Here is a 13750-nt window from a genome sequence, read left to right as displayed (position 1 = left end):
CCTGCTTTTTTTACAATTTTAATTTAACCAAAATAGGAAAATGGTCAGATGGGTAAGTATCTTCATATTCATCTTCTATAACCTCATATCGTCTTAATTGCACATTTTCAGTAAAAAAAATATAATCTATTTGATAAGGGTGTGATCGGTTGGCATTAAACCAATTAAATGTGCCTTTGGGTCCTAAATTTTGTTCAGGATTAATTTTTGCAGCATCTTTAAAATTATTAGCTATAATCTTATAAGGCTCTTGATAATACTGCGCATTAAAATCTCCTAGAATTATGACCGGATAATTTTCTGTATTAATTTCTCTAATTTTTTGAACCATTAGCTTTGCACTTTCTACCTGTGCTTTCCTACCTTTATGATCAAAATGCGTATTAAAAACATAGAAACGTTTTTCACTTTGCCTATCTTTTAATAAAACATAAGTACAAACCCTTTTTTCTGCAGCATCCCAACCTTTAGACATTTGCAAAGGCGTTTCAGAAAGCCAAAACGTATTACCGTCTAACTTTTTAAATTTATCTGCTTTAAAAAATATAGGCTCTGAACTGCCGTTGGCTTTTGTATTTCTTTTTGTGGCCTCACTTTTATAGTTTGATAAACTTTTAGAAATTAATGTTAATTGCTCGTCTACTACTTCCTGCAAACCCATAATATCTGGGTGATATTTTTTTAGCTGATTAATTAAAATCATTTTTCTAGACACCCAATTATTAATCTCTTTCTTTTCTTTAGCTGCACCATAACGAATATTATAAGTCATTACATTTAGTTCTCCTGCTGGTGCACTTGTAAGCTGCTGTGTTGATTTACACCCAAGACAAACAAGAAAAACAAGAAAAACAATAAGTATATAACATAGATTTTTCATAGTAAAATTTTTATTCCTTACCCTCTACAAAAGCTTGCAAGTATGAATAACGTGGTGTCAATTTCCCATTGAAAGTCATACGCGCACGTTCTAAAATTCCATTTTTATCATTATCATAAAATGCGGGAATTACGTGTTTTAAAAACATTTCTCCAAAACCCTCGCTCGCATCTTTTGGTAACTCACAAGGTAAATTATCTACCGCCATTACAGTTATTGCATTTTTAGCATTAAAAGCAACTTCTTTTTCTGTTACTGGATCATATCCATAAAACGGATCGGCAATTGTTGAAGGACGAATTGTTGAAGCCACCGGTCCATCAATATCGCAACTAACATCTGCAATTAAGTTAATTTTAAATTCAGCCTTTTTTGCATCTTCTCTCGTAAATAAAAATGGGGCTCCATCGCCAAAAAAATGACCGGCTATAAACATATCTGATACAGCTGCAAAACGCATAAAGTCAGAATCGTATTCTTCCGGATGGTTATAAAAATCGAACCGATCAAGGTTTTTTCCATCTTTTCTTTTGTTATAATCTAATACATCTATCTTACAGAAAACAGGTTCATCAAAATTATTAACTAAATAATCTTGTACATTAACTTCTTTAATTCCTAAATGTTCTAAAACCTCTTTTGCTCCATTTGCTACTTTTCCATTTCCGGTTAAAATTATTTTAATTATTGGCAATTCAATTTTTTGAAGCTGCTGAATTAAACTTTTATAGTCTGGTAAGTTTTCAACTTTGGGTAATTCAAATAAATTGTCGCGCAAACCTAAAGCTCTAAATCCATTATAAGCGCCTACAATACCCGCATATCGACCAAAACCAATTAACCGATTTCCTCTGGCGTCTGTAATTGTTTCGTGATCATACAATTCTATTTTCTTCTCTAAAATAGCTTGTAAAAGTTCTCTATTATAAGGTTGCTTTTTTATGGTATGCGAAAAGAAAAAATATTTTTTACGTGGAATTAATGCTGAAATAGGAACTTCTTTTACGCCAAGCAAAACATCACAAGTTGATAAATCTTCTGAAACTTTTAATCCTGCTTTTTTATAACTTTCATCGGAAAAAATCCGAATATCAGAATTTTCTACAGTCACATCTGTTTCAGGAAATTTATCTAATAATACTGTTAATTTTTCGGGTGAAAAAACGACTCTTCTGTCAGGTGGAGTTTTTCTTTCTTTAATTATTCCTAATTTCATACAAATGGTATAGCTTTTGAAGTTAGATTACTGTGTAAATATATGATTTTCTTTGTAGCTTTGCACTTGTGTTAGGGATAGAAGTGAAAATCCCGGAATCTCGATAGAGATGAGGAATTGTAACGGATAGCCCGCCGGATGCCTAAAAAGGCAGACGGAACGCCCAAGATTTTTTAAAAGTTCTTTTTTTACTGGGGTCGATTTGGTTTTGACAGCGAGTCTAATTGAATGGTAAGCACGCCGAGCGCTGGAATATAGCTCGTAAATCTCATATTTCAGACTTTTTTAAACGGCGAGAATAACTACGCCTTGGCTGCGTAATCTGAATTATAGTAGGATACCTTAGTCCCTGTAAGACAGGGAGCCAAGATGTCTCGTGAGCGCCTTGATTTACGGCACTCACATTTGAGGCACCGATAAAGTAAATATAGAAACTGCAGGGTCTTGATGCAGTTTTGAAATTTAAGCGAGAATACGTGTAAGATTGGTGGTTTTCGGCCGGTCTTGCATCGACAACCAAACGAAGACTAAGCGTGTAGAAAGCTATTGAATTGCTTGTTTGGACGGGAGTTCGAGTCTCCCCGACTCCACTTTTTAAAAACCGTAAATGTTTAATTTTTAAATATTTACGGTTTTTTTATTTTATCAACTTGCCATGGAATTTTTATATCTTCTAATTCTTTTGGACAAGACTGTAAAAATTAAGCACAAAACTTATTCCTTTACTTGCATCAGACTTGAGAAAAACACCCTATAACATTTTAATAAAAATCTAATTCATGTATATTATCGCCCTATTAAAAGTCGATAAATATGGAAAAAGATAAAATGTTCAATTATATAAAAGAAGTACTCGTAAATATGCCAACTGACTGGCTAAAGCTTACCACTCACCGATTGGATATTTATGATGAAAAATTAGCTAAAACGCAATTTTTAGAAGAATTTGAAAACTTATATAAAAAAAATAATTCTGAAACAGCAGCACTCCATAAATTACCTACTGCTTACGATTACATCAGATTAGGGCACCCTTTATCTTGTATTTTAGAATGGACAATTGCTAATTTACACAAGCTTGATCCGCAAAATGTCATCAGTTTTCAATCAAAGACAATTCCCATTTTAGCTATTCTAAGAAAAAACTTATTAGATAATAAAAGCACACAAATTGTCTATACTGATAAACTTCCTGATTATTTTGATACCGAGCTAATACAACGCGTTTATGGATATAATTTTGACGTAAAAAAAGTTGAAAGTCTAAACGATGTTTCATCATTTGATGGAAGTACAATTTTTATTTCCCAAAATGATAAAGTAGATAAAGTTAAGCTTAATTCAAATATTGACTTTTACATCAATTTGCAAGCTGACTTAGGTAGTGTTTTAATTGTAAATACAAATAAAAATGCTTCTTACATTTCAGCTATTCAACATGTTAGAAGAAGAGAAACAATTTCTATGACGCCTGATAATTGTCATATTGCTTTAAAAGCATTAATAGAAAACACTTCTTTATCGCCTCAAAAAAGTGACTTGCCTGCAAATAAAAATCAAGTCACTACTTTATTGAATAAAATTACCAATACAAATTCAAAAGCATTAGTAGCTTCTTGTGGTTTATCTATGCAATACGCTATTATGATGGGACTCACGCAATTTGCTACGGAAAATTATAAAGGAAAAAAAATTAAATTTATTGTACCTCCAAATTGTTATGGAGGTACAAACGACCAAGCCAGAAGAGTTGCTGATTGCTTAGATAATGTTACTGTAGTAGATTTGCCAGTGGATGGTGATAACGATATGGTACAAAGTATAGATACTGTGTTAAACGAAGTTGCTAAGCAAGATGCTGTTCCATACATTATTGCAGAAATTCCTACAAATCCACGAGTTGAAGTTCCGGATCTTAAAAAACTTCAAGACGTCTTAAATGCCAAACGTACAACTGAAACCGGAACAACTGCCATCGATCCTGTTTTTATTTTAGACCAAACTTTTTGTCCAGATGTACATTTTTTAGGTGAAGGCGATAAGCTTTCAACAATGAGAGCTATTTCTTATGCTAGCGGATCTAAATTTCCTAGTGGCGGACTCTGTACTGCTGGTTATTGTGTAGGAAATACTAAAACCGAAGCTTTGTTAGAGTATATAGAAATAAACCTCAACCTTTGTGATAATGAAGCTACAGCGCTGCAGTATGAAATTTTAGCAAAACAATTACCGTCTATAAATCAACGGATTAAAAATGCTTATAAAAATACGCGTGAATTTGTAAACTTTATCCATAAAACTTTACCCGAAGCTAAAATCAATTTTGTTTCAGAAGAATTAGCAAATGAAGGTTTTACACCTTCTGTTTTCTCATTAGACCTCCCTACCAAAGGAAACACGGCTGAAGAAAAAGAAGCTTATAAAAGACGATTAAACTTACAATTAATCAATTTAATGATTACCGAAATCCCTGAGGAAAGTAAATTTTGCGTAAGTTACGGACAGCTAAAAGGTTGTTATTGGACCGTCCCGGCAACTTCTACACAAGGAACTACCAAAGAAGGTGATAAAGATTATATTGTTCGCGTTTCTGTTTCTGGAAACTTAGATCTTGAACGTCATAAAGAAGTCTTTTCAGAATTTGTTGAAAGTATTTAACTTTTGGGAGGCTAATCGCCTCCCTATTTTTTATCATAATTTTAAAAAAATCAACTATCAATTCTTGATATTTTTTTGTTTCTTCAACCCCCATGGGACAATCAAAAAGAAACAATTCGCATAAAAATGGTTTCGTTACGGTACGCGGAGCACGTCAACATAATCTTAAAAATATAAACCTAGAAATTCCTCGTGATGCACTAGTTGTTTTTACGGGAGTATCTGGCTCAGGTAAATCATCACTTGCTTTTGGTACTTTATATGCCGAAGCACAGCGAAGATATCTTGAATCTGTATCACCTTATGCACGACGACTTTTTCATCAAATGCCTATACCTGAAGTAGATCAAGTAGAAGGGCTTCCTCCTGCCGTTGCATTACAACAGCAACGAAGTTCTGGCTCTACCCGATCTTCGGTTGGCTCTGTAACTACATTGTCTAATTTGTTACGAATGTTATATTCCCGTGCAGGAAATTACCCAGAAGGACAACCTATTTTATATGCCGAATCATTTTCAACCAACACACCAGAAGGAGCTTGTCCTAAATGTCACGGACTTGGGAGGGTTTACGAAGTAACAGAACAGAGCATGGTTCCTGATGATTCCTTATCAATTCGGGAAAAAGCTATTGCTGCTTGGCCTAAAGCTTGGTTAGGACAAAATTTTCGTAACATTCTAATTACCTTAGGTTTTGATGTTGATATTCCTTGGAAAGATCTTCCTAAAAAAGATCGAGATTGGATCCTATTTACTGATGAAAAACCACAGGTACCCGTATATCCGGGCTTAGATCGAGAAGAAGTTCAACTTGCCATCAAAAGAAACGAAGAGCCTAGCTATATGGGAACGTTTTCTGGTGCCAAAAATTACGTATTGAATACTTATGCAAATACTAAAAGTGATTTGATGAAAAAACGGGTATCTCAATATATGTTAAGCAACGAATGTCCTACTTGTAAAGGGAAACGTTTACGTCACGAATCACTTTCTGTAACTTTTGCAGATTATGACATTGCTGAAATCTCAAGATTACCATTAAAAAAATTGCTTTCTATTTTCACTCCTTATAGTAACGGTACTGCTTCAACTCTTTCTACATCAGTTAAAAATAAGCAAGAAAAAGCCTTAGTCGCACAACGAATTGCAGAAGATTTTGTAGCACGATTGAAAGTTCTATTAGAGTTAGGTTTAGGTTATTTATCCTTAGAACGAAGTACACCTACACTTTCTCCAGGAGAGCATCAACGTTTAAGATTGGCAACTCAAGTCCGCAGTAATTTATTTGGTGTCGTATATGTTTTAGATGAACCTTCTGCAGGTTTGCATCCTGCAGATACTAAAGCTTCACTACAAGCTTTGGACAGGTTAAGAGCTAGCGGTAATTCACTTTTTATTGTAGAGCATGAGCTAGATGTAATTCGCCATGCAGATTGGATTGTAGATGTAGGACCAAATGCTGGAGAAGGCGGTGGAGATATTTTATACAGCGGTCCGCCGGCTGGATTGAAAGAAATCACGAATTCCAAAACCGGAGAACATTTATTTAACAATTCTCCTCTTAATAAAAATAACTTTCGTAAACCATCTAATTGGCTAAAGTTAAACGGAGTTACTGGAAATAACTTAAAAAACCTTTCGGTATCTTTTCCTTTGGGCGTATTAACAAGTGTTACCGGTATTTCAGGCTCAGGAAAAAGCAGTTTGGTTAGTCAATTATTAGTCAAATTGATGGCTACACAACTGGGAAAAAGTTCTCCAACAGAAGATGAAGAGTCAGAAGATGATTTACAACAAAAGAATGTAACAAAATTAAAAGGCGAAATAGTAGCAGGTTCTGAATCTATAAAACGTATGGTTGTAGTTAATCAAAAACCTATTGGCAGAACTCCCCGTTCTAATCTTGCAACGTACACAGGCTTATTTGATGTAGTAAGAAAGTTGTTTGCTTCAACAAAACTAGCTAAATCACGTCGCTATAAAGCTGGACGTTTTTCATTTAATGTTGGTAAAGGTCGGTGTTCTAATTGTAATGGTGAAGGTTTTGTGATGGTAGAACTTTTATTTTTACCAAGTGTTTACGCTCCTTGCCCTGTTTGTGATGGAGCCCGCTATAATGTTGATACTTTAGAAATTACCTATAAAAATAAAAATATCTCCCAAGTTCTTGAAATGACCGTGGACGAAGCTGCTGTATTTTTTGAACAAGAAGATCGGGTTAGTCGTTCACTCCGTGTATTAAAAGAAGTAGGTTTAGGCTATTTGCGTTTGGGACAGTCGGCAACGGAACTTTCGGGTGGAGAAGCGCAACGAATAAAGCTTGCTACTGAGCTTCAACGCTTAAGCCGGGGAAATACGCTTTATATTTTAGATGAACCCACTACAGGACTGCATCCTACCGATGTAGAAAAATTACAGTTACAACTCGAAAAATTAGTGAATGCCGGGAATACTGTAATTCTAGTAGAGCACGATATGAACGTAATAGCTGCAAGTGATTGGGTTATTGATTTAGGTCCTGGAGCCGGAGACGAAGGAGGTAAAATAGTCGCAGAAGGCACACCGAATGAAGTTTCTAAAAATAAACATAGTAAAACTGCTCCATTTCTAAAAAAAACGCTAAATGGACAAATTTAATTGTATGATTTTATACAAATTAAAATAAGAAAAAAGTTTCCTTCGCCTTAACTAGCAATATTTAATTTATTAGCAAATATTATACACTAGTTTAATATTCAAAATTTTAGTGTTTTTAAATTAAAGTCCTAGTTTTCAATACTTTTTTCTATTTTAGTAAGCTCAATAATTTTAACTAATTTATTATATGAAAAAAATTACTCTATTATTTCTTTCCTTGCTTGTATTTTCAAGCGGATTGTTATACGCAACCGATGAAATCACTTTTAAACTTGAGAAAAAACAAAAATTAATCGGTACATTTTCCGGCGATATCAATCAAGAATTTTCTGTGCATATGATTGTTTTTAAAGATAAAAATAAAGACGATTACCGTATTAAACCTTTTTTTATAGATCAAAATCATCGAATTAAGGCTTTAGATGAAGTAAGTTTTATGGAAGAACCAACTATTGTTTCTTATCATTTTGAAAAAGGAAGTTCAAACTTATCACTTTTAGTTAGCGCAAAAGGTGAAGATGAAAACGAACTGCATATTATTGACATCAATACGCAAAATAACATTCAAAAACGTAGTAAACAGCCCTTTAAAAATAGTTATTTGGTAGTTCGCTTAACTAATAAAAGTATTTTAATAAATAGAGAGGATGATAATCCGGAATTAAAATTAGTAACGATAAAAAACAGTGATACAAGTTCTGAAGTTGATTATAATTTTGAAGGTGAATATTTAGAGGATTTTGAAACTATTTTTGATGAAAAACCGGAAGTTATCAACACAAAAGAGTTTGTAGAAAACGGATCTGTTCACGAGTCCAAATTATACTTCAGTAATAATAAACTTGTTTTTGACTATACATCTGAAGACATTTACAAAACGCTTCAATTAAATCCGGATAAAAAAGAAGAACCTCATTTTCAAGATATTGAAATTAGTGGTTTTGATAAAGTAAAAGATGTAAACTCTTATATTTATGAGGACAAAAGCTTTTTATTTATAAACGATAAAGAAGATATCAGTTTACAATCTTATGATGTTAATACGGGTAGCAAATTGATGGATAATAGCCTTAGAAAAAGTTTGCAAAATACTATTGATAAAGATGTTTTAGATGATTTTATTAAAGATTCTTCACGTAATCGTAATGGTTTAACAGGAACGGTAAATACTACTCAAGATAAAAAAATGCTTGTTACCATAGATTATGTAGATACTCGTACTTATAATTACAACTACAATTGGTGGTACCATCATTGGTTTATTCATCAACAAATGATGTTTCAACACCAAATGATGCAACAGCATCAACAAATGCAAATGATGAATTACGGTCCTAATGCTTCTTATTATTCTGATAACGAAAATATTTACATCAAAAAAGAACATAAATCATTTCAACTTTTAATCGATACAAACTTTTCAGTTTCTACAGGCGAAGCTAAACCAGAGCGAAAGAAAATAGATAAAGAAATTTATATTAAGCCTTTAGACGACGATAGAAAAATTAAAGACGCGACATTAGCCTTTACACAAAACTCAACTCGTTACCTCTATTATTCTAAAGAAACTGATTCTTTTCACATTAAGAGTGAAGATTTAAAAGAGTAAAAAAAAGAGTCTGTCTAAAAAGATTAAAAAGCGTCATTCTGAATTTATTTCAGAATCTCTTATTACTGAAATACGAATAAATATGAGAACCTGAATCAAGTTCAGTTTGATAAAAGTAGACTTTTTAGACAGCCTCTTTTTCATTTTCTGTTTTTCTTAATGATTTTTTATATTCTTTACTTTTAAAAAGATTTAAAAAATATTAATTTTTTAATTGGGTAATTCAATTTCAGAAACTTCTGCCGCCATATTTCCTTCAAAATTGATTAATACGACCAAGCCAATTTCTTTGAAATAGAGGTCAATTACTTTAAAATTATCAATACTACCAAAAAGGCTAATTCCTTTTTTAACTTCAATTATATTTTCAAGCTTTTTATTGAGTTGATCAAGTAATTCCGAAATTTTAGGTGACAAGAATAATTTTGACTGACTGGATAATTTCTTTTTAAAAATAAAATCAGTAATTACTTTAAGTGCCTTATTGGTCAGCCAATATTTTTGTTCTCCAATTACCTTGTATTCTTTAATATCTAATTCTTGAAGTTCTTTATCATATTCAAATTTTAATTGAAAACTAAAATTAATTTTCTTGTTCTTAAACAAGAGGGTTTTCATTAAAACTTCTAGCTGAATTCCTAAATCATATCCAGACTTTCCCGGAAGTAAGTTTAAGGATAGAACTTCTCCAAATTGTTTACTATCAACTTCTTCTTTTTGAATCTTAAAACCGACTAATTTTTCCCGAAGCACTTTTTCTATGGCTTCTAATTTTATTTTTACCGGAATTTGAATGGAGATTCCTGGAGTTTCGCTATTCATATTTTCTTGTTCATTAATCTTATAAACTTAATGAAGTTATTATCAATAAAAAAGTCATTAAAAATTTAAAAAACTTTTTATTCTATCTCCTTACGGTGGTTTTGTTAAGATTTGTATATTCCGTCATCAAAATTTATATTATAAGTGAATTTTAACGCGCAAGATTTTTTCAATTACTATAGAAGTTGCTATCAATTAGATTATAAAGAGTTTACCATAAACAATATTCTTTCTGCCAAATATACTTACAAGTGGTTCGCGAAAACCAAGGAAGAATTACTTTATGAAAATTTTCCTTTAGTACCATACACAAATAAAAAAGTTTTGGCTTTAGAAAAGGAAATGGAACTTTACAATTTAGAGAAAAAATTGTTTTACGGCTGTTTTTTTGTATTGGGTAAAAATGAAAATCCGTTAACTAAAGATAATCGAGTTTGCGCTCCACTCCTACTTTTTCCTGCAAGTATTGAAACGCTAGATGAAGAAAAGTTTTTGAAAATAGAACATGAAAATTTTGAGATTAACAGATCGGCGCTAAGTTTACTAGAACTGAATGAAGAAATTATTGATAAAGACGAATTTATTCGCCGACTTTCAGAACGCATTAACAATCATAATTATATTGGTTTAAAAAGTTTTATAGACAAATACGTAGCAAATTTAGAAACTGAAGAATTACTGTTATTTCCTACGGTTTGGTCAATTCAAAAAATAAGAAGCTATCTTTCTTCTGAAAAAATTGAAAGTGATAATTTTCAAATTGTCCCCGCCGCAGGAACTATTTTAGTTGAAAAGTCTGAATCTTCTTTACGGGTTTTAAATGATTTGAAAGAAATGGCAAAAAAAGCCGAATTCAACTCCAGTTTAACTAATCTCTTAAGTAGTAATTTACGTGAATTTCCTTTTGAAAAAAGTTTCTACAAAACGCGTTTAAATGCCGAACAATATACAGCCTTGCAAAATGCTTATCATTATTCAAATTCCGTAATTGTAGGTCCGCCAGGAACCGGTAAAAGCTATACGATTACCTCCATTATTTCTGATGCTGTCGTAAATAATCAATCGGTTTTAGTGGTTTCTAAAACCAAACAAGCGGTTGAAGTTTTACGAACTATGTTAGAGAAGGATTTTAAGCTGAAAAATTATCTAATTCACACGACCGGTCATAATTATAAAGTAAGCTTAAGAGCAAAAATAAAACGATATTTAAGTGGGATTTCAGCAAGAATACAAAAAGATTTTGACCTTAATAAAATTGAAAATCTTTCTAACAAACTAGCTAAACTTGAACAGGAATTTGAAGATTATATTGAAGAAGAACTAAGACGCTCTGATCTAGAATTTTTAAATAAACTCAACCTCTGGGAAAAATGGCAAAATTTTTATTTGAATAGAATTTCTTATAACGGTGAAGAATTATGGTTCATTTTTAAAGAAATTAATCAAGTTTTAAAGCAATTAGAAAAAGAAGTCAGTTTATATTCTAAACGAAAAATTGCACTTAACATTAAAAATAACGCTCATCGTTATCGCAATGAAATTTCACAATTTTTCGACGCCTTGGATTCTTCAAGTTTTTCTGAATATAAGCGAATTCTTCAGCAAGTAGATTTCGAGCACGTTTTAAAAGTTTTTCCTATTTGGCTTGCTAATTTATCTGAACTTAATGCCGTTTTACCTTTAAAAAAAGATAGTTTCGATTTGGTAATTATAGATGAAGCTACACAGTGCGACATTGCTTCTGCGCTACCTGCTTTATATAGAGCTAAACGTGTAGTAATTGCAGGAGATCCAAATCAATTACGGCATTATTCTTTTGTAGCCAAAGCTCAGCAATTTAATTTACAGAAAAAATACAAACTACCAAAAGACAAAATTTTCGATTATCGCAATAGAAGTGTGTTAGACGTTTTTATCGCGAAAGCGAAACATCAAAATCAAATCAGTTTTTTGCGAGAACATTTTCGTTCTACACCTTCGCTAATCGAATTTAGCAATCGTCAATTTTACGATGGACAATTAGAAGTTTTAAAATCTACTCCAAATCATACTAATGAAAAACAAATCGATCTGATTAACGTAAATGGAGAAAGAAATAAAAAAGGAATAAATGAAAAAGAAGCTCTACAAGTTTTACAGCAGTTAGATACGATTATTAAAAACTATAAAGAAGTGAAGCTAAAACCTTCTATCGGAATTATTTCGCCATTTAATAGTCAAGTTACTCATCTTAAAAAACTTTTAAGAGAACATTACGAGCTTTCAACCTTAAAACAATTTAATGTTTTATGCGGAACGCCTTATAATTTTCAAGGTTCAGAACGTGAAATTATTCTCATGACTTTTGGAGTTTGTCCCAATACGCATCATTCTGCTTACATTCACCTCAACAAACCAGAAGTTTTAAATGTAGCAATTACACGTGCAAAATCACTTCAAATTATAATTACTTCGGTAGAAAAAAATCAGTTAAAACAAGATTCTTTATTTTATCAATACTTAGATTTTATCGAAAATTTTATTCATTTTAATGCTGAAGAAAATTCAACAGATCAATTTCAAAACGAAGTGGTTGCAGCGTTAAAAAAAGAAGGAATTGAAGAAATTAAATGTGGCTATCCGGTAGCCGGAAGCTTATTAGATATTTTAGTGACCCACCGCGAGAAAAATTATTTTATCGATTTAATTGGTTATCCGGGAAAATACCGAGAAGCTTTTAATTTAGAGCGTTACAAAACTTTAGGTAGAACAGGGATAAAAAGTTTACCGCTCCATTATAGCTTTTGGAAAAAAGATCGGCAAAAAGCTATAAAAGAGCTGATAAAATTTATTTATTAAGTCATTGTATAATTTTCTGCGGCTTTTTTTAATTTATAGGCTATTCTTCTTCTTAATTTTTTTGGCGCTAGAACTTCTAAGGTTTCTGCAAAACCAAGAAAAAGCCGCTCCAACTCAAAATTTTGATGAACTTTCATTTTAAAGGTAATGCTTCCATCTTTATGCCTATCTACTATTTTTTGAGAAGCATGAAAAGGTTTAGTCCTAACATAAGGAGCATTTTTATCATCTACTTTAAATATTATTTCGGTTAAATTTCTTTCCTCTAAAACAGTTACTCCAATCGTATCTTTGTAATATTCTTCGGTATTATAATCTGCTGAAATATACGCTGTCTTAAAGTCGTAATCTATTCCTAAAATTCGGTCTAAAGCTAATGTTAACACCTTATTACTTGTACTATTTTTACCTACTAAAAACCATCGGTTATTAAATTCTTTTAGCAAATGCGGATGAAATATAATTTCTGAAGGATATATAGCCTTAAATGATTGATATATTATTTTTAAAACTACTTGCTTTAAAATAGCTTGGTATAATTCATCTAACCATTCTAAACCTTGTAGCTCTACGTTTCTATCCAAATGAATAATTGAAGGCTGATGATTTTTTTCTGAATATAATTTATCTTCTAATTTATGCAATACTCCTTTAAATTCACCAAACAATGAAAAATCCTCAAATTGTTTAAGCATATTCATTGTTTCGGTTAGAATATTCATATCGTTTTCGGTTAACGGAATATTGGTAATACTGTAATCTGGATTGCCATACCTGTAAAATTTCTTTTCATATACTTCAATCGGAGCATTATAACCCAATTTATCACTTCGCATTAACTGAATATCCAACTGAATGGTACGTTTACTTACATTTACAGCTCTTCCTTCAAAATCATATAATGCGTCAGAACATTGCTCAATCAAATCATTTAATGTCCATTTTCGGTAATGATTTTGCAGGCATTTATCAATGGTTTTATACCGTATTAGAGCATTCTTTGTAACTGCCATAAAAATAAAATTTAAGAAAAACAAAACTACGCAAAAAGATTGCGCAGTTAACAATAAATATTTGTATTGTAGTTAAGA

General features: G+C 31.8%; 8 protein-coding genes and 1 other RNA gene. 5 read left to right on the top strand and 4 right to left on the bottom strand.

Translation table 11 applies throughout. The features are described 5' to 3' along the window. Positions 1–10 precede the first annotated feature (10 nt). Together D9R05_RS10320 and D9R05_RS10315 are read right to left on the bottom strand one after the other, a co-directional pair. Positions 11–880 (bottom strand): endonuclease/exonuclease/phosphatase family protein, encoded by an 870-nt coding sequence (locus D9R05_RS10320; protein WP_121667146.1) that lies wholly within the window; start codon positions 878–880, stop codon positions 11–13. A 10-nt stretch (positions 881–890) separates the two neighbouring features. After that, positions 891–2096 (bottom strand): NAD(P)-dependent oxidoreductase, encoded by a 1206-nt coding sequence (locus D9R05_RS10315; RefSeq protein WP_121667145.1) that lies wholly within the window; start codon positions 2094–2096, stop codon positions 891–893. Between the two features lie 193 nt (positions 2097–2289). On the opposite strand from D9R05_RS10315, the gene ssrA reads away from it, so the two are divergent. The 4 genes from ssrA to D9R05_RS10295 all read left to right on the top strand — a co-directional run bounded on the left by ssrA (position 2290) and on the right by D9R05_RS10295 (position 8999). Beyond that, positions 2290–2689, top strand: a transfer-messenger RNA (tmRNA) gene (ssrA, locus tag D9R05_RS10310). A gap of 220 nt (positions 2690–2909) precedes the next feature. After that, positions 2910–4754, top strand: a complete 1845-nt coding sequence (locus D9R05_RS10305) for a PLP-dependent aminotransferase family protein (protein WP_121667144.1) — start codon at positions 2910–2912, stop codon at positions 4752–4754. Positions 4755–4846: 92 nt separating this feature from the next. Further along, the gene (gene uvrA / locus D9R05_RS10300; protein WP_121667143.1) at positions 4847–7390 is read left to right on the top strand and encodes an excinuclease ABC subunit UvrA; all 2544 of its coding nucleotides are present in this window, start codon (positions 4847–4849) and stop codon (positions 7388–7390) included. A 187-nt stretch (positions 7391–7577) separates the two neighbouring features. Continuing rightward, positions 7578–8999: a hypothetical protein gene (locus D9R05_RS10295; protein ID WP_162984950.1), complete on the top strand. Its 1422-nt coding sequence runs from the start codon at positions 7578–7580 to the stop codon at positions 8997–8999. 210 nt (positions 9000–9209) lie between these two features. Here D9R05_RS10295 and D9R05_RS10290 read toward each other — a convergent pair whose 3' ends face one another. Further along, the gene (locus tag D9R05_RS10290) at positions 9210–9821 is read right to left on the bottom strand and encodes a DUF4403 family protein (RefSeq protein WP_121667141.1); all 612 of its coding nucleotides are present in this window, start codon (positions 9819–9821) and stop codon (positions 9210–9212) included. Between the two features lie 144 nt (positions 9822–9965). Here D9R05_RS10290 and D9R05_RS10285 point away from each other — a divergent pair, with 144 nt between their 5' ends. Then, entirely contained in the window at positions 9966–12659 is a 2694-nt protein-coding gene (locus tag D9R05_RS10285; RefSeq protein ID WP_121667140.1) for a DEAD/DEAH box helicase, read from the top strand. On the opposite strand, the gene D9R05_RS10280 is transcribed toward D9R05_RS10285, so the two are convergent. Next, complete coding sequence (locus D9R05_RS10280) at positions 12656–13672, bottom strand: helix-turn-helix transcriptional regulator (protein WP_121667139.1); 1017 nt, start codon at positions 13670–13672, stop codon at positions 12656–12658. The genes D9R05_RS10285 and D9R05_RS10280 overlap by 4 nt on opposite strands. Positions 13673–13750 lie beyond the last annotated feature (78 nt).

This window comes from Mesonia aquimarina (genome assembly GCF_003667275.1).
GTDB classification, from domain to species: domain Bacteria; phylum Bacteroidota; class Bacteroidia; order Flavobacteriales; family Flavobacteriaceae; genus Mesonia; species Mesonia aquimarina.
Note: the sequence above shows the minus strand (reverse complement) of the source record. Positions and strands in the feature narration are given on the sequence as shown.

Bases quoted from the DNA above. Each gene is read 5' to 3' on its own strand.
- D9R05_RS10280 (WP_121667139.1), bottom strand. From the start codon at position 13,672: ATGGCAGTTACAAAGAATGCTCTAATACGGTATAAAACCATTGATAAA.
- uvrA (WP_121667143.1), top strand. From the start codon at position 4,847: ATGGGACAATCAAAAAGAAACAATTCGCATAAAAATGGTTTCGTTACG.
- D9R05_RS10295 (WP_162984950.1), top strand. From the start codon at position 7,578: ATGAAAAAAATTACTCTATTATTTCTTTCCTTGCTTGTATTTTCAAGC.
- D9R05_RS10315 (WP_121667145.1), bottom strand. From the start codon at position 2,096: ATGAAATTAGGAATAATTAAAGAAAGAAAAACTCCACCTGACAGAAGA.
- D9R05_RS10290 (WP_121667141.1), bottom strand. From the start codon at position 9,821: ATGAATAGCGAAACTCCAGGAATCTCCATTCAAATTCCGGTAAAAATA.
- D9R05_RS10305 (WP_121667144.1), top strand. From the start codon at position 2,910: ATGGAAAAAGATAAAATGTTCAATTATATAAAAGAAGTACTCGTAAAT.
- D9R05_RS10320 (WP_121667146.1), bottom strand. From the start codon at position 880: ATGAAAAATCTATGTTATATACTTATTGTTTTTCTTGTTTTTCTTGTT.